At 65.3% G+C, this 21,155-nt stretch carries 23 protein-coding genes, 1 pseudogene and 1 riboswitch; of the genes and pseudogenes, 12 read left to right on the forward strand and 12 right to left on the reverse strand.

The features are described from left to right. Positions 1–14 precede the first annotated feature (14 nt). Positions 15–1,160 (forward strand): thiolase family protein, encoded by a 1,146-nt coding sequence (locus tag ACZY1I_RS08180; protein ID WP_463753849.1) that lies wholly within the window; start codon positions 15–17, stop codon positions 1,158–1,160. 18 nt (positions 1,161–1,178) lie between these two features. Here the strand turns inward: ACZY1I_RS08180 and ACZY1I_RS08185 are convergent, their stop codons facing one another. Then, positions 1,179–2,828, reverse strand: a complete 1,650-nt coding sequence (locus ACZY1I_RS08185) for a DNA repair helicase XPB (RefSeq protein ID WP_463753850.1) — start codon at positions 2,826–2,828, stop codon at positions 1,179–1,181. Positions 2,829–2,836: 8 nt separating this feature from the next. Beyond that, complete coding sequence (locus ACZY1I_RS08190; RefSeq protein ID WP_463753851.1) at positions 2,837–5,110, reverse strand: helicase-associated domain-containing protein; 2,274 nt, start codon at positions 5,108–5,110, stop codon at positions 2,837–2,839. Positions 5,111–5,173: 63 nt separating this feature from the next. Between ACZY1I_RS08190 and ACZY1I_RS08195 the strand changes: the two genes are divergently transcribed. The 4 genes from ACZY1I_RS08195 to ACZY1I_RS08210 are packed head-to-tail and all read left to right on the forward strand — an operon-like array spanning position 5,174 to position 6,779. Further along, the gene (locus ACZY1I_RS08195) at positions 5,174–5,368 is read left to right on the forward strand and encodes a hypothetical protein (protein ID WP_463753852.1); all 195 of its coding nucleotides are present in this window, start codon (positions 5,174–5,176) and stop codon (positions 5,366–5,368) included. Positions 5,369–5,377: 9 nt separating this feature from the next. Continuing rightward, positions 5,378–5,881: a cyclic pyranopterin monophosphate synthase MoaC gene (gene moaC, locus ACZY1I_RS08200; RefSeq protein ID WP_463753853.1), complete on the forward strand. Its 504-nt coding sequence runs from the start codon at positions 5,378–5,380 to the stop codon at positions 5,879–5,881. Beyond that, on the forward strand, positions 5,878–6,357 hold the full coding sequence (locus ACZY1I_RS08205) for a MogA/MoaB family molybdenum cofactor biosynthesis protein (protein ID WP_463753854.1): 480 nt from the start codon (positions 5,878–5,880) through the stop codon (positions 6,355–6,357). The genes moaC and ACZY1I_RS08205 overlap by 4 nt, the downstream gene beginning before the upstream one ends. Continuing rightward, entirely contained in the window at positions 6,354–6,779 is a 426-nt protein-coding gene (locus ACZY1I_RS08210) for a molybdenum cofactor biosynthesis protein MoaE (RefSeq protein ID WP_463753855.1), read from the forward strand. The genes ACZY1I_RS08205 and ACZY1I_RS08210 overlap by 4 nt, the downstream gene beginning before the upstream one ends. A gap of 49 nt (positions 6,780–6,828) precedes the next feature. Here ACZY1I_RS08210 and ACZY1I_RS08215 read toward each other — a convergent pair whose 3' ends face one another. From ACZY1I_RS08215 to ACZY1I_RS08230, 4 genes are all read right to left on the reverse strand, one after another. Continuing rightward, positions 6,829–7,665: a transglycosylase family protein gene (locus tag ACZY1I_RS08215; RefSeq protein WP_463753856.1), complete on the reverse strand. Its 837-nt coding sequence runs from the start codon at positions 7,663–7,665 to the stop codon at positions 6,829–6,831. Positions 7,666–7,672: 7 nt separating this feature from the next. Next, positions 7,673–7,852, reverse strand: a riboswitch (cyclic di-AMP (ydaO/yuaA leader). Positions 7,853–8,094: 242 nt separating this feature from the next. After that, positions 8,095–8,385 carry a MoaD/ThiS family protein gene (locus ACZY1I_RS08220; protein ID WP_463753857.1) on the reverse strand — a complete coding sequence of 97 codons (291 nt, stop codon included), beginning with the start codon at positions 8,383–8,385 and terminating at the stop codon, positions 8,095–8,097. Then, on the reverse strand, positions 8,378–9,460 hold the full coding sequence (moaA, locus tag ACZY1I_RS08225; protein ID WP_463753859.1) for a GTP 3',8-cyclase MoaA: 1,083 nt from the start codon (positions 9,458–9,460) through the stop codon (positions 8,378–8,380). Before moaA ends, ACZY1I_RS08220 begins: the two co-directional genes overlap by 8 nt. Then, entirely contained in the window at positions 9,460–9,846 is a 387-nt protein-coding gene (locus ACZY1I_RS08230) for a YccF domain-containing protein (protein ID WP_463753860.1), read from the reverse strand. The genes moaA and ACZY1I_RS08230 overlap by 1 nt, the downstream gene beginning before the upstream one ends. Positions 9,847–10,009: 163 nt before the next feature. Between ACZY1I_RS08230 and ACZY1I_RS08235 the strand changes: the two genes are divergently transcribed. The 3 genes from ACZY1I_RS08235 (at position 10,010) to ACZY1I_RS08245 (ending at position 13,487) form a co-directional block, all read left to right on the forward strand. Beyond that, positions 10,010–10,429: a cold-shock protein gene (locus ACZY1I_RS08235; protein WP_463753861.1), complete on the forward strand. Its 420-nt coding sequence runs from the start codon at positions 10,010–10,012 to the stop codon at positions 10,427–10,429. A gap of 82 nt (positions 10,430–10,511) precedes the next feature. Further along, complete coding sequence (locus tag ACZY1I_RS08240) at positions 10,512–12,455, forward strand: acyl-CoA dehydrogenase family protein (RefSeq protein WP_463753862.1); 1,944 nt, start codon at positions 10,512–10,514, stop codon at positions 12,453–12,455. Positions 12,456–12,485: 30 nt separating this feature from the next. Beyond that, positions 12,486–13,487 (forward strand): glutathione S-transferase family protein, encoded by a 1,002-nt coding sequence (locus tag ACZY1I_RS08245; RefSeq protein WP_463753863.1) that lies wholly within the window; start codon positions 12,486–12,488, stop codon positions 13,485–13,487. Between the two features lie 402 nt (positions 13,488–13,889). Here the strand turns inward: ACZY1I_RS08245 and ACZY1I_RS08250 are convergent, their stop codons facing one another. The 3 genes from ACZY1I_RS08250 to ACZY1I_RS08260 all read right to left on the reverse strand — a co-directional run bounded on the left by ACZY1I_RS08250 (position 13,890) and on the right by ACZY1I_RS08260 (position 16,616). Continuing rightward, positions 13,890–14,249 carry a PAS domain-containing protein gene (locus ACZY1I_RS08250; RefSeq protein ID WP_463753864.1) on the reverse strand — a complete coding sequence of 120 codons (360 nt, stop codon included), beginning with the start codon at positions 14,247–14,249 and terminating at the stop codon, positions 13,890–13,892. Between the two features lie 199 nt (positions 14,250–14,448). Continuing rightward, positions 14,449–14,934 (reverse strand): DUF2771 domain-containing protein, encoded by a 486-nt coding sequence (locus tag ACZY1I_RS08255; RefSeq protein WP_463753865.1) that lies wholly within the window; start codon positions 14,932–14,934, stop codon positions 14,449–14,451. An 8-nt stretch (positions 14,935–14,942) separates the two neighbouring features. Further along, entirely contained in the window at positions 14,943–16,616 is a 1,674-nt protein-coding gene (locus tag ACZY1I_RS08260; RefSeq protein ID WP_463753866.1) for an MFS transporter, read from the reverse strand. Between the two features lie 157 nt (positions 16,617–16,773). Between ACZY1I_RS08260 and ACZY1I_RS08265 the strand changes: the two are divergent. Next, positions 16,774–17,565, forward strand: a pseudogene (locus ACZY1I_RS08265) (DUF3027 domain-containing protein); the annotation flags it as partial. A 245-nt stretch (positions 17,566–17,810) separates the two neighbouring features. Here the strand turns inward: ACZY1I_RS08265 and ACZY1I_RS08270 are convergent. Both ACZY1I_RS08270 and ACZY1I_RS08275 read right to left on the reverse strand, forming a co-directional pair. Further along, positions 17,811–18,266, reverse strand: a complete 456-nt coding sequence (locus ACZY1I_RS08270) for an SRPBCC family protein (protein WP_463753867.1) — start codon at positions 18,264–18,266, stop codon at positions 17,811–17,813. 24 nt (positions 18,267–18,290) lie between these two features. After that, a complete protein-coding gene (locus ACZY1I_RS08275) occupies positions 18,291–18,566 on the reverse strand; it encodes a DUF2530 domain-containing protein (RefSeq protein ID WP_463753868.1) in 276 nt (91 codons plus the stop codon). 248 nt (positions 18,567–18,814) lie between these two features. Here ACZY1I_RS08275 and ACZY1I_RS08280 point away from each other — a divergent pair, with 248 nt between their 5' ends. From ACZY1I_RS08280 to ACZY1I_RS08290, 3 genes are read left to right on the forward strand one after another with little or no spacing between them, the layout of a single operon-like run. Next, complete coding sequence (locus ACZY1I_RS08280) at positions 18,815–19,246, forward strand: Rv0880 family HTH-type transcriptional regulator (RefSeq protein ID WP_463753870.1); 432 nt, start codon at positions 18,815–18,817, stop codon at positions 19,244–19,246. Continuing rightward, positions 19,243–20,079 (forward strand): TrmH family RNA methyltransferase, encoded by an 837-nt coding sequence (locus ACZY1I_RS08285; RefSeq protein ID WP_463753873.1) that lies wholly within the window; start codon positions 19,243–19,245, stop codon positions 20,077–20,079. The genes ACZY1I_RS08280 and ACZY1I_RS08285 overlap by 4 nt, the downstream gene beginning before the upstream one ends. Next, a complete protein-coding gene (locus tag ACZY1I_RS08290; RefSeq protein WP_463753875.1) occupies positions 20,076–20,357 on the forward strand; it encodes a DUF2537 domain-containing protein in 282 nt (93 codons plus the stop codon). Before ACZY1I_RS08285 ends, ACZY1I_RS08290 begins: the two co-directional genes overlap by 4 nt. Positions 20,358–20,364: 7 nt before the next feature. Here ACZY1I_RS08290 and sepH read toward each other — a convergent pair whose 3' ends face one another. Next, positions 20,365–21,135: a septation protein SepH gene (gene sepH / locus ACZY1I_RS08295; RefSeq protein WP_463753876.1), complete on the reverse strand. Its 771-nt coding sequence runs from the start codon at positions 21,133–21,135 to the stop codon at positions 20,365–20,367. Between the last annotated feature and the right edge of the window lie 20 nt (positions 21,136–21,155).

The following is a 21,155-nucleotide window of genomic DNA, read 5'->3' on the forward strand; positions in this document are numbered from 1 at the left end:
CCCAGGAGGCTGAGATGACCAACGACGTCGCCATCATCGGAGTGGGCCTGCATCCCTTCGGCAGATTCGACAAGACCGCGATGCAGATGGGTGCCGAGGCGATTCAATTCGCGCTCACCGACGCCGGGTTGGAATGGAAGGACATCCAGTTCGGGTTCGGCGGTAGCCACGAGGTATCCAATCCCGACGCGGTGACCCGACTGGTTGGGCTCACGGGCATCACATTCACCAACGTGTTCAACGCCTGCGCCACCGCGGCCAGCGCCATCCAGCAGACCGCCGACACGATCCGGTTGGGCAAGTACGACATTGGCATCGCCATCGGGCTGGACAAGCATCCACGCGGTGCCTTCACCGACGACCCCGCCAAACTTGCGTTGCCGCAGTGGTACGCCCAGAACGGGCAGTTCGTCACCACCAAGTTCTTCGGCATGAAGGCCAACAAGTACCTGCACGACCACAACATTTCCCAGGCCACCCTGGCCAAGGTCGCCGCGAAGAATTTCCGCAATGGTGCGCTGAACCCGAATGCCTTCCGCCGCAAGGCAATCTCGGAGGAAGAGATCCTCAACTCGGCGGTGCTCAACTACCCCCTGACCCAGTACATGTTCTGTGCTCCCGACGAAGGGGCCGCGGCGGTTGTCATGTGCCGGGCCGACATCGCGCACAAGTACACCGACAAGCCGGTGTATGTGCGTGCCTGTGAGATCCGCACCCGTCGCTACGGGGCCTACGAAGTGCATGCCACTTTCGCTCCGTTGGACGAGGATGTCTCACCGACGGTGTACGCGTCGAAGGCGGCTTACGAGGCTGCGGGGATCGGGCCTGAGGACGTCGACGTGGCCCAACTGCAGGACACCGATGCCGGCAATGAGGTCATTCACATGGCCGAGACTGGTCTGTGTGCCCATGGCGATCAGGAAAAGTTGTTGGCCGACGGTGCGACCGAGATTCACGGGTCCTTGCCGGTCAATACCGACGGCGGGCTGATCGCCAACGGCGAACCCATCGGCGCCTCGGGCTTGCGGCAGATGCACGAGCTGGTGCGACAGTTGCGCGGGGAAGCGGGCGAACGTCAGGTGCCCGGCAACCCACAGGTCGGCTTGGCCCAGGTGTACGGCGCGCCGGGCACCGCGTCGGCGACGATCCTGTCGCTCTGATACCTGCTCGCGGTGAGACTAGATGGCGGGGCCTAGCAGGTCATCGGCGTCGCGAATGATGTAGCCGTAGCCCTGCTCGGCCAGGAAGCGCTGACGGTGCGCGGCGTATTCGGCGTCCAGGCTGTCGCGGGCCACGACCGAATAGAAAATGGCGCCGCCGCCATCGGCTTTCGGTCGCAGCAGCCGGCCCAGCCGCTGTGCCTCCTCCTGCCGGGACCCGAAGGTTCCCGAAACCTGCACCGCTACAGAGGCTTCCGGAAGGTCAATGGAAAAGTTGGCGACCTTGGACACCACCAGCGTGGAGATCTCGCCACGCCGGAAAGCGTCGAACAGCGCCTCGCGTTCCTTGGTTCTGGTCGAACCCTGCAGCACTGGGGCGTCCAGTTCGGCGCCGAGTTCATCGAGCTGGTCGAGGTAGGCGCCGATCACCAGCGTCTGCTCACCAGGGTGCTTCGCCAGAATCGACTTGACCACAGCGATTTTGGTGTGCACGGTCGAGCACAGCTTGTAGCGTTCTTCCGGCTCGGCGGTGGCGTAGATCATCCGTTCGTTGTCGGTCATTGTGACGCGCACTTCGACGCACTCCGCCGGCGCGATCCAACCCTGTGCCTCGATGTCCTTCCATGGCGCGTCATATCGCTTCGGACCGATCAGGGAGAACACGTCGCCTTCACGGCCGTCTTCGCGAATCAGCGTTGCCGTCAGGCCAAGTCGCCGCCTCGACTGCAGGTCCGCGGTCATCCGGAAAACCGGAGCGGGCAGCAGATGCACTTCGTCGTAGATGATCAGCCCCCAGTCGCGGCTGTCGAACAGCTCGAGGTGCTGATATTCGCCTTTGGTGCGACGGGTGACCATCTGGTACGTCGAGATGGTGACGGGCCGAATCTCCTTGCGCTCGCCCGAGTATTCGCCGATCTCCTCCTCGGTCAACGTGGTGCGTGCGACCAGCTCACGTTTCCATTGCCGGGCCGCGACGATGTTGGTGACCAGAATCAGCGTCGTGGCTTGGGCTTTGGCCATGGCTGCTGCACCGACCAATGTCTTGCCGGCACCACAGGGAAGCACCACCACACCGGAACCGCCCGCCCAGAACGAGTCGGTGGCGAGCTGCTGATAGTCGCGGAGCTCCCACCCATCGGTCTGCAGGCTGATCGCATGGGCTTCGCCGTCCACATAGCCCGCGAGGTCCTCTGCAGGCCAGCCGATCTTGAGCAACATCTGCTTGACGCGGCCGCGTTCGCTGGGGTGCACGACGACCGTGTCGTCATCGATCCGGGCGCCAAGCATCGGAGCGATCTTCTTGTTGCGTAACACTTCCTCGAGCACGGCCCGATCGAAACTCACCAGCATCAGACCGTGGGCAGGGTGCTTGACCAGTTGCAGCCGGCCGTAGCGGGCCATGGTGTCGACTATGTCGACCAGCAACGGCTGTGGCACCGCGTACCGGGAGAAACTCACCAGCGCATCGACCACCTGCTCGGCGTCGTGGCCTGCGGCTCGGGCGTTCCACAGCGCCAGTGGCGTGATGCGATAGGTGTGTATGTGCTCCGGCGCGCGCTCCAACTCGGCGAACGGCGCGATGGCGGCGCGTGCCGCTCCGGCGAGCTCATGATCCACCTCGAGCAGCACGGTCTTGTCGGACTGCACGATCAGGGGTCCGTCGGTCATGGGACTCATTATCCGTTGTCGGCCGACATCACTGAGGTGATGCGGTGGATGGCAAAGTCGCGCAGCCGACTGGACGCCGAATCGAAGGCCATCAGCTGGCCGCCCTTGACGACGATCGGCGACACCACCCGCTGGGTAGCAACTCCTGCCGCATCTAGGTAACCGATCAGCACGGTTTCCTGTTCCTTGGCGGCGCGTTGCAGCAGCGACATGGCGACGGCGGGGTCGACGCGGGTGTTGCCGAACGGCGCTGCCGTCAACTTGCGTAGCACCCCGACGACGGCGTTGAGGGTGTCACTGCTGGGTCGTGGCGAGGGCCGGTAAGGCCGACGGTTCTGAGGTGGGGGCAACCGGGCGCCGCGGCTGCGCACGTCGACGATCGCGCCGGTGGAATCCTCGGCGGCCGGGGCAAACCCCGCCGACCGCAATGCGACGAGTACTTCGGCGATCGACGCCTGTGACACCGCCACCGTGGGAGCCAGCGCGCGCAGTTGCAGCCCTTCGGTGGCCGGTGCCGCTACCGCCTGGGCCAGCAGCGCGGGGTCCTCGCAGCGCACGAACGAGGCGGCCATGCCGATGCGCAGCTGGCCGTGGCGGCGCGCAACGTCGTCGATGAGGTAAGTAAGCCCCTGCGGCACTGCGGTTTTCGAGTGGCCGGCGAAAAATTCGTGCATCCAGTCTCGGGTCTTGCCGATGTCGAGTGCGTGCCGTAACGACGACTCGCTGACCCGGTAGACCATCGCTGCGCCGGCCGACTCGACGGTCGCGACGGTAGCCAACTCCTCGGCGAGGTTTCGGTCCAAGGGCCCCGGAACCACCACCGTGAGATCGGCCTGGACCAGGAAGTGGTCGATCGGTTTGGGCAGCGCTCGCGTCATCGCGTCAACGGTGGCCGCAGATTCGGCACCGGCGCCGGCATTCTTTTCGTTGAGCAGTGCTCGGCCGGGTGTGCTGATCGCACCGCGCCCGACCAGGCCGAATGCCTGGCCCTCGTCCAGCAGGTCGGCGACCGGGCCTGGCTGCAGGCGGCGGGCCCAACGTGGCCGTCGCCAGATCAGCGCCGCAGACGCCGTCGTCGCGTCGACTCCGCCACCTGGAGGCAGGTCGGCGAGCATGTCCAGCAGCAGCCGTCGGTCCAGTGGGGCCGCCGTAGAGAACAGTAAATCCGAAAGGGCGCCATAGGGTTTGGCATCAGGGCCGCGCGTCCCGATGAGCGCTGGACGGCCCGGCAGATCCAGCCAGGTGTCGGCCAGCAGGTACCAACGGTCGGCCGCGCTCAACGTGGTGAACCGGTCAGCCGTCGTCGTCGGCGCCCAATACGGGCCATCACCGCCGGCCGGCTCCGGATCTGGTGTGCCACTGGCGATCAAACCGGCGGCGGCGGTGATCTCGAGAATCAAGCCCAGCCGTGGCTCCTCGATTCCGGTCGCCTTGGCCAGTCGCTTGATTTCACGTACCCCGAGTCCGCCGCTGCGGAGCTCGGCAACTGGTGTTGCGCTGAGGTTTTCGATGAGCACGTCAACCTGACGGAGCAAGTCGATGACGGCTCCGGCGGCCGCGGCGTCGACGTCGCCGGGCTTGGTGGTCGAAACCACCGGATCGGGTTGGCTCAGTTGCGTCGGACCGGGGTTCTCGCCACGCAGCACCTGCCCCACGTGGCGGGGCAAGATCACCGTCTCGGCGTCGATACGCCGCAGCAGACCCGCCGTCAGCAACTGGGGCACCGGCCGGTCCGAGGGCGCGCCGGGTGCCGCATCCCGGGTGCGGCCCATCGGAGACCCTTCGAGCAACTTGTCCAGGACATCGCGCCGGGGCGCGTCGAGGTCGGCGATCAACGCTGCAATCTGGTCCCCGGTGTGGGCGCGGTCCTCGAGCGTGACCTGCCCGGGATGCCAGGGCAACGAGGAGCTGGCATCGGCCGCCACCCGCACCGCGGTCTCGCCCCAGACCAGCGCGCGGCGCTTGAGGTCGGCGAGCGCAGTCAACACATCCGGCTGAGGAGCATCTTGGCCGATCAGTGCCAGCAACTTGGTTACCGGCACCGACTCCGTATCGGCCTGCAGCACCAGCAGTGCGTCCAGCACCGCCAATTGCAGGAAGTCGAGATCGTCGGTCGCAGCCTTGACCGACTGGCGCGCCTGGGCGCGCGCGGCCAGCGCCGCAATGCTGCCGGGTGGCGGCTGGGCAAGGTCGGGCCGCAGCTCCAACAGCACGATCAGTTGCTCGTCGGGCAGGTCGGCCAACCAAGACCCCAGCGGGATATCCGGGGTGTGTTCGGTCATTGCTGAACAAGGGTATGCCCGACCTACCACCTTCTGCCGCGGGCGGGGGTTGGACCTGTCAGAATGGAGCGCGTGGCTGACAAGGGCAAAGCAAAGTACGTGGATAACGGCTGGCCGACCACCGACCCCGATGACCACGCGGTGAGCGAACTCGTGACCGATCGCACGGGCGCGCTCTCGCCGTTCGGAGAAGTGGTGTTTCCGCTCCCGGCCGAGGAACTGCCATACGTTCATCCCGTGACGGTCGCCACCTGGTAGATCGCCGGCATGTCCGGGGCGGCAGAGGCAGATGATGCTCAAGTGACCGCGCTGTCCCACCTCGATGACCGGGGGGCAGCGCACATGGTCGACGTCACCGAGAAGGGCGTCACCAAGCGCACCGCCGCCGCTGCCGGCGTCTTGCGCACCGCTGCGGATGTAATTGCGCTGATCTCCACTGGTGGGCTACCCAAAGGAGATGCGCTGGCTACAGCGCGAGTGGCCGGCATCCTGGCCGCCAAACGCACCAGCGACCTGATACCGCTGTGCCATCAGCTCGCGCTCACCGGCGTCGACGTCGACTTCACCGTTGGCGAAACGCAGATCGAGATCACCGCGACCGTGCGCAGCGCGGACCGGACCGGGGTCGAGATGGAGGCGTTGACTGCCGTCAGTGTTGCTGCGCTTACCCTGTACGACATGATCAAGGCGGTCGACCCGGCCGCGCGCATCGACGACATCCGGGTGCTTCGCAAAGAAGGCGGCCGGAGCGGAAGTTGGGTGAGACGATGAGCCGAACAGCGCGAGTCATCATCGCCTCCACCCGCGCCTCCACCGGTACCTATACCGATGAAAGCGGACCGATCATCGCGCAGTGGCTGGAGGAGCACGGGTTTCTGCCTGTAACGCCGCAAGTCGTCGCCGACGGGAACCCGGTAGGCGAAGCGCTCTATGACGCCCTCGACAACGGCGTCGACGCCATCATCACCTCGGGTGGAACCGGTATTGCACCCACCGACACCACGCCTGAGCAGACTGTAGCGGTCCTGGACTACGTCATTCCCGGACTGGCCGACGCGATTCGTCGCGCCGGCGAGTCGAAGGTGCCGACGTCGATGCTGTCGCGGGGGGTGTGCGGGGTGGCGGGCAAGACCCTGATCATCAATCTCCCGGGTTCACCCGGCGGCGTCAGGGATGGACTAGAGGTGCTCGGCGACGTATTGGTCCACGCGCTGGACCAGCTCGCCGGTAAAGACCACCAGCGATGACTCTGGTCCTGCGCGCCGCAGTGACCGAACAGCCAATCCTTCTCGCCGAGCACGAAGCCCTCGTCAGCCATCAATCTGCCGGAGCCATCGTGGGTTTCGTCGGCATGATCCGCGATCACGACGGCGGACGTCATGTCGTGCGACTGGAGTATTCCGCGCACCCGTCGGCCCAGGAGGTTTTTGCCGAGGTGGTCGCTCAGGTCGCCGGACAGGCCAGCGGCGTCCGGGCGGTCGCGGCCAGCCACCGCGTCGGGGTGTTGCAGATCGGAGAGGCGGCTCTGGTTGCCGCTGTGGCCGCAGATCACCGGCAGCAGGCGTTTGCCACCTGCGCACAGCTGGTAGACGCCATCAAGGAGCGACTTCCGGTGTGGAAGCACCAATTCTTCGAGGACGGATCCGAAGAGTGGGTGGGCTCGGCCTGAGCCCCGCAAAAGGGTTGCGGGGCTCAGCCTTGAAAGCCGATGAACGTTGTCAGTTGACGGGAGCCGCGACGAGCGCGTCGAGCGCGTCGTTACCGGAGATGTCCTGGCCCACGATCGACTGCCACAGCTGCTGGGTGTAGCCGACGGAAGCAACCTGGTGGATCTCCACCGGCTCGGCGACGTCACCAGGCGCCGGCGGCAGGTCCGCCGGGGGCGGTACGTCGGCCGGCTGGAAGCCGGTGTCGACAACCGCCGGGGCCGGAGCAGGCGGCAGGTCAGCGGGAGCGGGCGGCAGGTCAGCCGGTGCCGGGTCGGCGGGCGCGAGATCGGCCGGAGCCGGCGGTAGGTCAGCCGGGGGAGCAGTGAGGTCGTTGCCGGCCATCTGCACCTCGGGTGCAGGCGCCTCGGGCGCCGGCGCCTCAGCGGGCGGCGGCAGGTCTGGGAGCTGTTCGCCGCCGAGCCACGGAAGCTGGAACGGCTGGTCGGACGAGAAGCCTGCAGGCTCGGGCGCTTGGCGGGCCGAGGGGCCCGACAGGCCGGTGCCGCAGACAGGCCACGCACCACGGCCCTGACTGGCCAGCACGCGCTCGGCGATCGCGATCTGCTGGTCTTTGGTGGCCATCTGGGCAGAGGGGGCGTATTCGCTACCGCCGTGTGATGCCCAGGTGCCTGCTGCGAACTGAACGCCGCCATAGAACCCATTACCGGTGTTGATCGCCCAGTTTCCACCGGACTCGCAACGAGCTACCTGGTCCCACTCGGCGTCTGTCGCAGCCGCCGCTTGGCCGGCCATCGCGATGGCGCCGCCACCGAGAACCGTGCCGGTAAAGGCGATCTTGGCGACGCTGACGCTCGAGGTAGTGGGTTTACGGTGCCGTCCACTCATACGCTTTGAATCCTCTCGTGTACACGCCTGCGAGGTCAGCTGTCGGGTTCGGGTGGGAGAGGTCACCCGGCCAAGTGGTCGTCGTTGACTACTTCGGCTTCACCCCAGGGGCCGCATACGGCCCCAATCCGATCTCGGTGGACCGGTGGGTCCCCCGCCTCCATCCAGCGGTCGGAATCCCCTTGCCTACTGGATGGAGCTAGGCGCGCAACAGGTAAGAGGAGGGCCCATCTATCGGGTTACGTTGACGAGCCTCCCGAGACGGTAGCGGGTAAACGTCCGCTCGTCACGTGTAGAAGGAGCGGATGTTTTCGTCACATCCGGCGGGTAAAACGCCTGGACACGTGTGTGTTTGCGCTGGTCATAGCAGCCGACATCAGAGCGTGGCCGCGTTGTTATCGTTCCGTTATGTGATATAAATCACAGCGATTAACCGCCCGCGAAGGGAGGGAGTACGTCAACCATGTCGCCGGCGGATAACACTGTGGCCTCATCTCGGACAGCAATTCCGTCGCGGAGATAAGAACAACGGCGCAGAACCGTCGCCAGGGGATTACCCCGATTCGCCAGGTTCTCAACCAATTGCGCGACAGTGGCGCCGCTTCGTAGCGAGACCGTTTCCGACTCGACACCCGCGGCCGCGCGGGCGGCGGCGAAATACCGAACCGTCACCTGGATCTGGACGGCTGTTTCGGACGTCCCAGCGGGCGTCTCAGCCACCGATCGCGCTCATCGGGCGGTCCGGCTGGATGAAGCCCGGGTCGTTGATGCCGTGGCCGGCGGGCTTGGTCCACATCGCCGCGCGCCACGCCGCTTCGATGGCGTCATCGGTGGCGCCGCCCCGCAGTAGGCCACGAAGGTCGGTTTCTACCGTGGCGAACAGGCAACTGCGGATCTGACCGTCGGCGGTCAGCCGGGTGCGGTCACACGTGCCGCAGAATGCGTGCGATACCGAGGCGATGACTCCGAACTTGCCGGACGGCGTATTCGGGCCTGTATCGACCAGCCAGAGCTGCGCCGGCGCCGATCCACGTGGCGCCGGGTCGGGTTCGAGGCGGAAGTGCGGACGCAACGCGGCAAGGACGTCGTCGCCGCTGAGTGCGACGCCGCGGCGCCACTGGTGGCCGGCGTCCAAGGGCATCTGTTCGATTACGCGCAACTGGTATCCGTGCTCGAGGCAGTAGCGCAACAGTTCGACGACGTCGGAGCGGCCGGTGACGGGATCGAGCACCGCGTTGACCTTGACCGGCGCGAGGCCGGCGGCCTTGGCTGCGGCCAAACCGGCCAGCACGTCGTGTACGCGGTCGCGTCGGGTGATGGCAGCGAAGTGCGCGGGGTTGACGCTGTCCAGCGAGACATTGACGCGGTCCAGGCCCGCGGCGGCCAGTGCGGCTGCGCGCCGCGCCAGTGCGACCCCATTGGTGGTGAGCGAGATCTCGGGGTGGGGCTTCAGGCCGGCGGCCGCGGCAATCACCTCGTCGAGGTGGCGGGCCAGTAACGGCTCACCACCGGTGAACCGCACACCCGTGACTCCGAGCCTGGTCACCGCGATGTGCATCAACCTGACCAACTCGTCGGCTGTGAGAAGTTGATCGCCCGGCAGCCAGTTCAGGCCCTCTGCCGGCATGCAGTAGTTGCAGCGCAGGTTGCAACGGTCGGTCAGCGATATCCGCAGATCGGTGGCGACGCGCCCGAAGGTATCGATCAGTGGCCCGTCGGAAGGCGCCGGTGCGGCTGGGCGACCCTGCGTGGCGGAACCGGGCATCGACGGGACACCCAGTGCGGTGAGCGTCATCAGGCCGCCCGCGCGTCGGCTGGAACGATTTCTTTCCCTAACGGCAGGAGGGACACCGGGATCAGTTTCAGGTTTGCAAGCGCGAGCGGAATCCCGACGATGGTCGCGGCCATCGCGATCGCGGTCGTCACATGCGCGATGGCCAGCCACAACCCGAACAGCAGCACCCAGATGACGTTGCCGATCAACGCCCCGGACCCCGCTCCCGGCTTCTCGATGATCGTCCGGCCGAAAGGCCACAGCGCATAGGAAGCGATGCGCAGCGCCGCGAAACCAAACGGGATGGTGACTATCAATAGGAAACACACGAGTGCGGCCAGCAGGTACCCGAGGGCCAGCCAAAGACCACCGAATACCAGCCAGATGACATTCAGGATTAGGCGCATATCTCCTCCAGCGGTAACGCCAGCGTACCGAGTGCCGGGGAAACCGGGGTGCTTGACGGGTAAGCGTCCGAGTAGGATCTGACTGCGTCATCGCGTCCTGCGAATGCGGGACGCATTTTTATGTTGTGTACCCAGTGACCCGTCAGACAAGCAGGTGAGAGCAGTGCCGACCGGCAAAGTGAAGTGGTATGACTCCGACAAGGGGTTTGGCTTCCTGTCGCAAGAGGATGGCGAGGACGTCTACGTCCGCTCCTCGGCGCTGCCCGCGGGTGTCGAAGGGCTCAAAGCGGGCCAGAAGGTCGAGTTCGGCATCGCGTCGGGGCGCCGCGGGCCGCAGGCGTTGAGCCTGAAGTTGATCGATCCGCCACCCAGCCTTGCCAAAACGGCTGCTCGGACGCGCCGTGAGGCGCCGGCCGAACACAAGCACACCCCGGACGAGTTGCACGGCATGGTCGAGGACATGATCACGCTGCTGGAGAGCACAGTGCAGCCCGAACTTCGCAAGGGTCGCTACCCGGACCGCAAGACCGCTCGGCAGATTTCCGAGGTGGTCAAGGCGGTTGCCCGGGAGTTCGAGGCCTGACCGATTTCGTCGTGCCGCGACGATTATCGGAAGCAAAGCGGGTACTCCCTCCTCGTTGTGATGTTTCAACGAGGAGGCAGCAATGGCACAGCAGGCGCAGGTCACCGAGGAGCAGGCGAGGGCGGTTGCTGAGGAATCTCGCGAAAGCGGCTGGGATAAGCCATCATTCGCCAAAGAGTTGTTTCTCGGCCGCTTCCCGCTGGACCTGATCAATCCTTTCCCCACGCCGTCTGATGCCGACGAGGCGCGTACGGCGGAGTTCCTGGAGAAGCTGCGGGAGTTCCTGGGGACCGTGGATGGCAGCGTCATCGAGCGCGACGCGCAGATACCTGACGAATGCGTCAGGGGCTTAGCCGAATTGGGCTGCTTCGGGATGAAGATTTCGTCGGAGTACGGCGGGTTGGACATGTCGCAGGTCGCCTACAACCGCGCGCTGATGCTGGTGTCCACCGTGCATCCCAGCCTGGGCGCATTGCTGTCTGCTCATCAGTCGATCGGGGTGCCCGAGCCGCTCAAGCTGGCCGGATCCGAGGAGCAGAAGCGGAAGTTTCTGCCGCGCTGCGCAGCCGGTGCCATTTCGGCGTTCCTGCTGACCGAACCCGACGTGGGTTCAGACCCGGCACGCCTGGGGTCCACGGCGACACCGGTCGAGGATGGGGCGGCCTACGAACTCGAGGGCGTGAAGCTGTGGACCACCAATGGAGTGGTGGCCGAACTGCTCGTGGTGATGGCCCGAGTGCCCAAGAGCGATGGGCATCGGGGCGGCATCAGTGCCTTTGTCGTGGAAGCTGATTCACCAGGGATCACCGTGGAGCGACGCAACACGTTCATGGGTCTGCGCGGCATCGAGAACGGTGTCACGAGAATGCATCAGGTTCGGGTGCCTGCCGAGAATCTGATCGGCCGCGAGGGTGACGGCCTGCGAATTGCATTGACGACGTTGAACGTTGGGCGACTTGCTCTGCCGGCCATGGTGACGGGATCGTCCAAGTGGTCGCTGAAGATTGCGCGCGAGTGGTCTCGGGAGCGCGTCCAATGGGGCAAACCGATCGGAAAGCACGAAGCGGTCGCGCGCAAGATCGGGTTCATGGCCGCAACCACCTATGCGCTAGACGCGGTCGTCGAACTGTCGGGCCAGATGGCCGACGAAGGACGTAACGACATCCGGATCGAGGCGGCGCTGGCCAAACTATGGTGCAGCGAAATGGCTTGCGTGATCGCCGACGATCTGATGCAGATTCGTGGCGGGCGCGGCTATGAGACCGCGGAGTCGCTCGCGGCGCGGGGTGAGCGCGCGGCGCCGGTGGAGCAGTCCCTGCGCGACCTGAGAATCAACCGCATCTTCGAAGGCGCCAGCGAGATCATGCGACTGCTCATCGCCCGCGAGGCTGTCGACTCGCACCTGGCTGCCGCCGGTGACCTCGCCAAAGCCGACGCGGACTTGCGGCAGAAGGCTGCCGCCGCCGTCGGTGCCAGTGGTTTCTATGCAAAGTGGTTGCCCAAGTTGGTGTTTGGAGAAGGGCAGCGACCCACTGCGTACGGCGAGTTCGGCCCACTGGCATCGCACCTGCGCTTCATTGAGCGCTCCAGTCGCAAGCTGGCTCGCAATACCTTCTACGGAATGGCTCGTTGGCAGGCGAAGCTGGAGCAGAAGCAGGGCTTCCTCGGGCGCATCGTCGACATCGGTGCCGAGTTGTTCGCCATGTCGGCGGCATGTGTAAGGGCGGAAGCGCAACGAGCAGCCGACCCGGTTGTCGGTCAGCAAGCCTACGAATTGGCCGAATTGTTCTGTCAGCAAGCCACTTTGCGGGTCGATGCATTGTTCCACGAATTGTGGACCAATACTGACAGCAGCGATGTTGCCGTGACGAACGATGTGCTGGATGGTCGATACACCTGGCTGGAGAACGGGATTATCGATCAGTCTGAGGGCACCGGGCCGTGGATCGCGGACTGGCAACCGCGCGAGTCCACCGAGACCAATCTGGCTCGGCGGTTTGTAGCGGAGTCCGAAGCCGCAGTCTAGGCCGAGCCGGGACTGGGGCAGGATATCGCCATGGGCTCTTACGTCGGCAAAGGCGACTACAACCGCGATGCCAACTACATCACCACTCGCATCACCGCCGACGGGCGCGACGGCTACCCGGTCGAACCGGGCCGATACCGACTGGTGGTGGCCCGGGCCTGCCCGTGGGCCAACCGCACCATCATTGTGCGACGGCTGCTGGGTCTCGAATCCGTTCTCTCCATTGGTTTTTGCGGTCCGACCCATGACCAGCGGAGCTGGACGTTCGACCTGGATCCCGACGGTGTGGATCCGGTGCTCAAGATTCCGCGGTTACAGGACGCCTACTTCAAGCGGGACCCGGAGTACCCCAAGGGCATCACCGTGCCGGCGATCGTCGACGTCCCGACCGGTGCGGTCGTCACGAACGACTTCGCGCAAATCACGTTGGACTTTTCCACCGAGTGGACCGAGTTTCATCGCGAGGGCGCCCCGCAGTTGTACCCCGAGGAGTTGCGGGACGAGATCGACGAGGTGAACAAGAGGGTCTATACCGAGATCAACAACGGCGTGTACCGCTGCGGCTTCGCGGGGTCGCAGGAGGCGTACGACGCGGCCTACGACCGACTGTTCACGGCGGTGGACTGGGTCAGCAAGCGCCTGGCCGATCAGCGATATCTGGTGGGGGACACCATTACTGAGGCCGACGTGCGGCTATTCACCACGCTGGCCCGGTTCGACCCGGTGTATCACGGTCATTTCAAGTGCAACCGTTCGAAGTTGTCGGAGATGCCGGTGCTGTGGGCCTACGCGCGGGACTTGTTCCAGACGCCGGGTTTCGGCGACACCACCGACTTCGTCCAGATCAAACAGCACTACTACATGGTGCACACCGACATCAACCCGACGAGGATCGTGCCGGTTGGGCCGATCCTGTCCGGGTGGCTGACGCCACATGGCCGGGAAGCGTTGGGCGGCAGGCCGTTCGGCGACGGCACGCCACCCGGGCCGACGGTTGAGGGGGAGCGGGTGCCGGAGGGCCACGGGGCGTAGTTCCGCAGCCACGTGTCCTCGGGGCCTGCGTTGAGCGGGCCCTTTGCTGCGCTCAGAGTCGCCTCAGAGGAGTTTGCCCTTCGATCCATGCGTGCCCTCAGTGCCAATCAGGCCAGCCGCACCGGACAGGCCAGCATTCTGGGAGAAACGATCACCAACGACACGGCGTACCTCGCTGCCTGTTCGCGGAAGCCAGCCCGAATGGCCGCCGAAGGGGGGTTTGACGCAGCGAAGATTACGCCGCTACCCGAATTAATCAGGCGTTCACTTAAAATTGCTAAATTTTAAATGTTGTACGAGTGTCCAACATAGTGTCGTCAGCGTCAATATCCCCTTGGGGCCGATTTTCCGGCGGAAACGTCGAATGAGGACCGTAGTGCGCGCGTTTGGCCGAGGTGAATATCAGCGTTTGCCGGTGACCCAGAGTTGCTCGGTCAGGTCATGGAAGACCACGACGGCGACGGGATCGTCGTTCCTCAGCAGCGCAGACTTGCTCATTTGGGCGCGCACGCTCGAACCGTCTCGGTGATACAGCTCAACGATCTGGTTAGCATGCGCCTTCAGCACGGCAATTGCAGAATCCCCGGTGGTATTGGTGCGCATGATCTGGTGGATATCGAGTGACGTCACCGCTTCGCGGCTACGGCCGACCATGGCGGCAAAGGCTGCGTTGGCGAACACCGCAGTCCCGTCGTGCTCGACTGCCAAGATCGGCGCGGCCATCTCTTCCAACACCACAAACGCCGGCAGCTCAGCAAGCATGTCCTTCGGTGACGGTCTTGGTTGCTGTCGACGTCGCTGATCGATGGCCGGGTCACGTGAATCCATTGCAGCAGTCATCAAGACAAGCCCCCTGTTACCGATAAATACAACTGTGGTTCGGAGCCGTGCCGCCCGCGGATGGGACGGTGCCGGAATAGTGCAGCCCGTCACCGCCACCAGGCTTGGGTGCTGCCACCCGTCAGTAGGTGAGTTGCACAGACCATTCCGCGTGCGGGGCTTCCCGAAGTTCACCGTTGTCGACCACCAGCGTCAGTAGCTGAACGACGATCCCCCGCAGCCGTCCGCGGTGCGGGTCGACGGTCGGGATGGTTACAGCCAGCTTGGCGTTCGGCCGAAAGAAGCGTGTGGCGGTGTTTGTCGGGTCGTCGTAGATCTGCAGCAAGCGCCATGGTGCCCGACCGATGGCCTCAGGCACCGACAGCTGCACCGGATCGTGCTCGCTCACCTTCAGTTCGCCCTGCGTCTGCGGCGTCTGACAGTCGTCGAGGTTGAGGACGTTGCAGTACGTGTACGGACCGACCCGGGTGTCATGGCCGTGCGTGTAGGCGCTGATCGTCGGGTAGTGCGGACCCGGACTGTGCACCAGCAGCCACGTTCCTACCCCCGCGCCGCCGGCCACCAATACGAACGCAACCGCCAGCAGCGCGGCTACGCCGCGCTTCATCTTTGGTTTCACTGTGGCATCGCTCCGCCTGCCGGAGCACCCAGGCGCCGGCCTTCCTGCTCGACCATCACCGGCCGATTACCGCCAAGGCCGGGGATCAACGAATTACCCCGGAAGCTGACGATCGTTTGAGCCAGGCCAAGGATCAGCAGGGCGCTGACCGCCGTGAACCCTATCCACAATTCCGTGTACACCAATACTCCGAGCGCGCCGCCGAGTACCCAGGCCAGCTGCAGCGTCGACTCCGAACGCCCGAAACCCGATGCTCGCGACTCCTCAGGCAGGTCGTCCTGCAGCGACGCATCCAGCGATGCCTTCGCGATGGCGCTGGCTCCCGAGGTGATCAGGGTCGCGACGGCGGTGACGACCAGATTCCCGGCGATCGCGGCGGCGAGCGCGGACGTGGTGACGAGCACGGTGCATCGCACCACCAGCACAGCCGGTCGGCCCAGCTTCAGTCGTGCACTGGTGAAGTTTCCGGCGAAGTTGCCGATTCCGGCGGCGGCGCCGATCGTCCCCAACATCGCCAGCTGGACCCATCCGCTGGCGTCATGCGCCTTTGCGAAGAACGCCGGATACAGGAACAGGAAACCGACCATCACCTTGATGGTGCAGTTGCCCCACAGCGAGGTGATGATGTTGCGGCCCAACGGTTGTCGAAGCTTGTCGCCGGACTTCTTGGGTTCTTCGGGCCAGTTGTGGTGCGTCGGGTAGTCGCTGTGGCGGTGATAGCTCAAGGTGGCCGGGACCTCACCTGCGGTCACCTCGACCCAACTCGGAATCCGCATCGACAGCAGGGCCCCGACGATCGTTACAGCGACGACGACGAACAGCGCGCCCGGCAGTTTGAGTAGGTGCGCGCCGGCGAATTCGGCGCCGGCCGCGATGGCGCCGCCGGCGATAGTGCCGCCCAGCAGGCCGAACATCGTCAGTCGGGCATTGACGCGGACCAGATCGATGCTCGGCGGCATGACTCTCGGCGTGACGGCGCTGCGCAGCACGCTGAAAGACTTCGAGAACACCATCATGGCCAGCGCGCACGGGTACAGCACCCACGGCGGAAAACTTCGGCTGACGCTGTCGTAGTTCATCACGAGGATCAATGCCAAGGCGGTGCGCAGCGCGAACGACATGGCCAGCGCTACCCGCCTGCCGTGCTGCAGCTTGTCGAGCGCTGGACCGATGAGCGGCGCGATCACGGCGAACGGGGCGATGGTGATCAGCAGATACAGGGCGACTTTGGACTTGCTTTCACCGCTGGCTGCCGCGAAGAACAGCGTGTTAGCCAGCGCAACCGCCATTGCGGAGTCGACGGCGAAGTTCGCCATCACCGGCCAGGTCAGCGCGGTGAGCCCGGATTTGTCGGCGCCGTCGGCGGTGGCCGCCCGTTGCACCATCCAGTACATCCGGGAGCCCATTTCCCGGCTGCGCATCGCCGCGGCGCGGGTGACGGTGATCCGTTCGCCGTTGTTGAAACCCCGCGGCGGGGTGGGGTCGCCGTCGTGGTCAGGGGGCGACTCCTGGCTCAGCGGCGGCAGATAGCGGTTGGCGCTCGCCATGGGTGGGGGACGACGCGTTCGTCGGTAGTCGCCGTCGCCGGTCGGGTAGTTGGCCATCCCGGGATGCTGCTGCGAGGATCGGCCCGTTTCGCCTCGCGACCGCTGGCCCGGGGGTGGGGCCATGCGGCCCGAATGATCACCTCGCCGTCCAGACACGTTTTAATTCTGTCCTATGCCGACTCCCCGCGGAGTAAACCAGGTGTGGCTGGCCTACCGTGTCTTCCGGCAGTATTGGAAACGCAGCGCTGAGAGCACGAGCAAGTTGACTGAGGGTGAAACTGTGACCGGACCCATCGAGGAGTCCTCCCTGGCGACGGGAGCCGTGACCATGACGGCATGGCCCGATGATCTCGCCGGAGTGCTGACGGGTGCGGCTGAGCAGGCCAAAGCCGCTGTTGTGGAGTTCGGCGGGGCCGACGCCGTGGGCGACTACCTGGGCGTTAGTTACGAAGATCCCAACACCGCCACGCACCGGTTCCGGGCGCACGAGCCTGGCTACCAGGGCTGGCAGTGGGCGGTAGTGGTCGCCACCTACCCGGGCGCGGACCACGCAACGATCAGCGAGGTTGTGCTGATTCCCGGGCCGACCGCGCTGTTGGCGCCTGAATGGATCCCGTGGGACCAACGGGTGCAACCGGGAGATCTAGGCCCTGGTGATCTGCTGGCGCCTGTCAAGGACGATCCGCGCCTGGTGCCGGGTTACAGCTCCAGCGGCGACGCGGAGGTGGACGAGACGGCCTCGGAGATCGGCCTGGGGCGGCGTTGGGTGATGAGTGCCTGGGGCCGGGCCGAAGCGGCGGAGCGGTGGCAAGAGGGCGACTACGGGCCGAACTCCGCGATGTCACGATCGACCAAACGCGTGTGCCGCGATTGCGGCTTCTTTCTGCCGCTGGCCGGGTCGCTGGGTTCGATGTTCGGGATCTGCGGGAACGAACTGTCAGCGGACGGCCATGTCGTCGACAAGCTGTACGGCTGCGGCGCCCACTCCGACACGCCAGCACCCGCGACGATCGGCTCTCCGGCATATGAGCCTTATGACGATGGCGTGATCGAAGTCGTGGAGCGGCCGGCTGTGGAGGAGCCTGCGGCGGACGAGCCTGTGGCCGAGGTGGCCGAGGTAGAGGCGCCGGCTGCCGAGCAACCGATTGCCGAGGAAATAACCGTCGAAGAACCAGCTGTCGAAGAATCAGTTGCCGCGGAACCCACCGTCGAAGAACCAGCTGCCGAGGAACCGGTTGCTGAGGCCGCGGAGACGTCGCCCACCGAGTCAGCGGCGGCCCCGACGGCTTCGGATTCTTCGGAGGACGAGCAGTCGCCCTAGCCCTTCTCGGCGGCCGCCTTGATTTTCGCCAGCGAGGTGTTCATGCCGTCGACCAATTCGCTCTCGAAACGCGTGTTTCCGCCGAGGAACGCTTTGACTGACAGACTGGAAAACGCGCTGACCCCGTTTTCGGCATGCCGACTTTCGGTCAGACGAGTGCCATCGCCATGGGCTTCCAGCTCGTAGGCCCACACAGTGCGGTTGGTGTCGACCCGGAAGGACAACTTCTTCTGGGGGATGACTTCGACGACCGTGGACGTGGTGGGCCAGAAGAGCTTGTTGCGGCGATTGAGGTTCAAAGTGCGGGTCCCGGTGCGCAGCGGACCGAATTGCCGCATCCAACGGCATTGCGGGCTCCACTGCGGCATCTGCCGAAAGTCAGATATCAGCTCCCATACCTTCGTGGGTGGCGCATCGATATCGATCGAAGCTTGCAGCAGCGGGCTTGCCATCGGTCCTCCTGGAGTTCGTGGACGTCACTTCTGGTTGAGGAAGATTTCGAGCCCGGACTGGGCGCCGCGGGCGCCTCGTCGGGCGGCGGCGAGTTGCCAGCCGAACACGCTGGTGCCGAGCACTCCCACCCCGAGTCCGGCGATGGCGATCGGGCGCAACGTCTCCAGGCTGGGGACCAGGAACGCGACGATCACGGCGATCAGCCAACCCAACGCGCCGACCAGAATGATCGGCCACACCGCGAGCAACGACGGAGGTAACGGAGGTGGCTGGGGCCCCTCATCGGGTTCGGCATTCATCGCGTCTCAACATAGCCCGCTGACGACGCACCACCGCCGCGCAACCCGGTCCGGCCGCCTACTCCGCCACACCAGCCATATGGGCCCCAACAGTCACAAATCAACTCAGGTTAGATCGCTTGTCGATGGTCCAGGAGCGGCAACATTGCGCGGCGCGCCCCGGCCGGCACGCTGATCTGTTTCAGCTGACGCGTGCGGTTCCGCCGTTTCGCATTCACGTTTCTCGGGTTCCGTTGTAACCTCGCGCTGTGCCTGACAGCGATGCGCGGCTGGCTGCCGACTTGTCGTTGGCGGTCATGCGGCTTGCGCGCCAACTTCGATTCCGTAATCCATCGTCGCCAGTGTCGCTATCCCAGTTGTCGGCGCTGACGACGTTGGCTAACGAGGGCGCGATGACTCCGGGCGCGTTGGCGATCCGAGAGCGGGTCCGGCCGCCGTCGATGACCCGAGTGATCGCGTCGCTGGCCGACGAGGGTTTGGTGGACCGCGCACCGCACCCGGTCGACGGTCGCCAGGTGCTGGTCTCGGTCTCCGAATCCGGCGCTGAACTTGTCAAAGTGGCCAGGCGGGCCAGGCAGGAATGGCTGGCCGAGCGGCTCGCGACCCTGGACAACGGACAGCGCGACGTCCTGCGCAGTGCGGCTGACCTGATCTCTGTGCTGGTCGACGAAAGCCCGTGACGGCGCCTGCTCCGGATCTAGATGTTCAGGACATCACCGACCCCGACGATCCGCGCCTCGACGATTTCCGGGACCTGAACAGCGTCGACCGCCGACCCGATCTGCCCACCGGCAAAGGTCTGGTGATCGCGGAGGGTGTGCTGGTCGTGCAGCGGATGCTGGCCTCCCGTTTCACCCCGCGGGCATTGCTGGGTACCGACCGCAGACTTATCGAGCTCGCGGACGACCTCGCCGGTAGCGGAGCGCCCTACTACCGGGCCTCCGCAGAGGTGATGGCCCAGGCGGTGGGATTTCATCTCAATCGTGGCGTGTTGGCCGCCGCGAGCCGGGTTCCCGAGCCCAGCGTCGCCCAAGTGACCGCCGGCGCCGACACAGTCGCGGTGCTGGAAGGCGTCAACGACCACGAGAACCTGGGTTCGATCTTTCGCAATGCGGCAGGCCTCGGCGTGGACGCGGTGGTGTTCGGTAGTGGCTGCGCCGACCCGCTCTACCGCCGTGCCGTCCGGGTTTCCATGGGCCACGCGCTGTTGGTGCCGTACGCGCGAGCCACCGAGTGGCCCGCCGAACTGGTGCGATTGAAGGAAAGCGGTTTCCGGCTGCTGGCGATGACGCCCCAGGGTGATGCTTGCACTCTCCGCGAGGCGATGGACGAGGTCGACGACGCACCGATCGCGCTCCTGGTTGGGGCCGAGGGCCCAGGGCTGACGAGAGCGGCATTGAAGATCAGCGACATCCGGGTGCGCATCCCCATGTCACGTGGCACCGACTCGCTCAACGTAGCCACGGCGGCCGCGATGGCGTTCTACGAGCGGGCCGCTAGGCTCCGACCGTGAGCGATGAGTCGGTCCCGTGGGGAACCGGTTTGGCGGTGGCCGCATTTGTTGCCGCGATCACCGGTGCCGCAATCGTGGTGCTCAGTCTCGGGCTCATCCGGGTGCATCCGCTGTTGGCGATCGGTCTGAATATCGTCGCGGTCGGAGGATTGGCGCCCACCGTGTGGGGATGGCGACGCACGCTGGTGCTGCGGTGGTTTGTGCTCGGCGCGGCAATCGGCGTCGTTTGTGCTTGGTTGGGACTAATCGCGATGACCCTGTCGGGCGGCTCGGCTTAGCGACCAGTTAGCGCTGGCCGCTCGACCGCACTCCGAGCAGCACATCTTCCCAGGCCGGGATGGTCGGCTTGCCCCGTCGGCCGCTGGCGGGTGGCTCAGCGGACGAGGCTGACGACGCAACCGGCGCGGCCGGCACAGGTGCCTGAGCAGCGTCGAAGGCAAGGTGTGCGACAGGCGCCAACTGGCGGGGCTTGAATTCAGGATCGATCAATTCGCTGGCCGCGTCGTCGAGCGCGGTCACCATGCCACCGTGGGCGCCGGGGGTGAAGCGGAAGTGGGCGATGTTGTCCGAGCGACCGGCCTGCCAGCCGAGCTGTACCGTCCACCGGCTGTCCTCATTGCGCCAGGCGTCCCAGGTGAGCTTGTCGGTACTCAAACCCCGCGCCATCAATACCGCGGTGACGGTTTCCAGCAAATTCAGCACCGACGGCCCATCGGGCAAAACCGGATGCGCGGCCGTTGCCAGCTCGGCCGCGCGGTAGCGCTCCAGCAAGACCGGGTTGGCGAACCGCTGGATGCGCGAGATTTCGGATCCCGACGCGGTGGCTACCTGCTCGACGGAGGCACCGGCTCGGATCCGAGCCTGAATTTCCTTGGGGCTCAACATGTTCGTCACCACGATGTCAAGTGCAGGTTGTTCGGGTGGGATGGTTTCGCCGGCTAACACGGCGCGGAGCCGATCGTCGGCGAGCAATTTGAACTTCTCGGCTGAGCTGGCACCCTCGCAGAGGACGTATTTGCCGTCGGGATCTAGCCCAACGACTTTGAGTTCCCGCATGGCTTCTCCTCGCAGGTCAG

The sequence above is a fragment of the Mycobacterium sp. IDUB_37 genome (genome assembly GCF_055419245.1).

Bases quoted from the DNA above. Each gene is read 5' to 3' on its own strand.
- ACZY1I_RS08180 (WP_463753849.1), top strand. From the start codon at position 15: ATGACCAACGACGTCGCCATCATCGGAGTGGGCCTGCATCCCTTCGGC.
- ACZY1I_RS08185 (WP_463753850.1), bottom strand. From the start codon at position 2,828: ATGACCGACGGACCCCTGATCGTGCAGTCCGACAAGACCGTGCTGCTC.
- ACZY1I_RS08190 (WP_463753851.1), bottom strand. From the start codon at position 5,110: ATGACCGAACACACCCCGGATATCCCGCTGGGGTCTTGGTTGGCCGAC.
- ACZY1I_RS08195 (WP_463753852.1), top strand. From the start codon at position 5,174: ATGGAGCGCGTGGCTGACAAGGGCAAAGCAAAGTACGTGGATAACGGC.
- moaC (WP_463753853.1), top strand. From the start codon at position 5,378: ATGTCCGGGGCGGCAGAGGCAGATGATGCTCAAGTGACCGCGCTGTCC.
- ACZY1I_RS08205 (WP_463753854.1), top strand. From the start codon at position 5,878: ATGAGCCGAACAGCGCGAGTCATCATCGCCTCCACCCGCGCCTCCACC.
- ACZY1I_RS08210 (WP_463753855.1), top strand. From the start codon at position 6,354: ATGACTCTGGTCCTGCGCGCCGCAGTGACCGAACAGCCAATCCTTCTC.
- ACZY1I_RS08215 (WP_463753856.1), bottom strand. From the start codon at position 7,665: ATGAGTGGACGGCACCGTAAACCCACTACCTCGAGCGTCAGCGTCGCC.
- moaA (WP_463753859.1), bottom strand. From the start codon at position 9,460: ATGACGCTCACCGCACTGGGTGTCCCGTCGATGCCCGGTTCCGCCACG.
- ACZY1I_RS08230 (WP_463753860.1), bottom strand. From the start codon at position 9,846: ATGCGCCTAATCCTGAATGTCATCTGGCTGGTATTCGGTGGTCTTTGG.
- ACZY1I_RS08240 (WP_463753862.1), top strand. From the start codon at position 10,512: ATGGCACAGCAGGCGCAGGTCACCGAGGAGCAGGCGAGGGCGGTTGCT.
- ACZY1I_RS08245 (WP_463753863.1), top strand. From the start codon at position 12,486: ATGGGCTCTTACGTCGGCAAAGGCGACTACAACCGCGATGCCAACTAC.
- ACZY1I_RS08250 (WP_463753864.1), bottom strand. From the start codon at position 14,249: ATGCTTGCTGAGCTGCCGGCGTTTGTGGTGTTGGAAGAGATGGCCGCG.
- ACZY1I_RS08255 (WP_463753865.1), bottom strand. From the start codon at position 14,934: ATGAAGCGCGGCGTAGCCGCGCTGCTGGCGGTTGCGTTCGTATTGGTG.
- ACZY1I_RS08260 (WP_463753866.1), bottom strand. From the start codon at position 16,616: ATGGCCCCACCCCCGGGCCAGCGGTCGCGAGGCGAAACGGGCCGATCC.
- ACZY1I_RS08270 (WP_463753867.1), bottom strand. From the start codon at position 18,266: ATGGCAAGCCCGCTGCTGCAAGCTTCGATCGATATCGATGCGCCACCC.
- ACZY1I_RS08275 (WP_463753868.1), bottom strand. From the start codon at position 18,566: ATGAATGCCGAACCCGATGAGGGGCCCCAGCCACCTCCGTTACCTCCG.
- sepH (WP_463753876.1), bottom strand. From the start codon at position 21,135: ATGCGGGAACTCAAAGTCGTTGGGCTAGATCCCGACGGCAAATACGTC.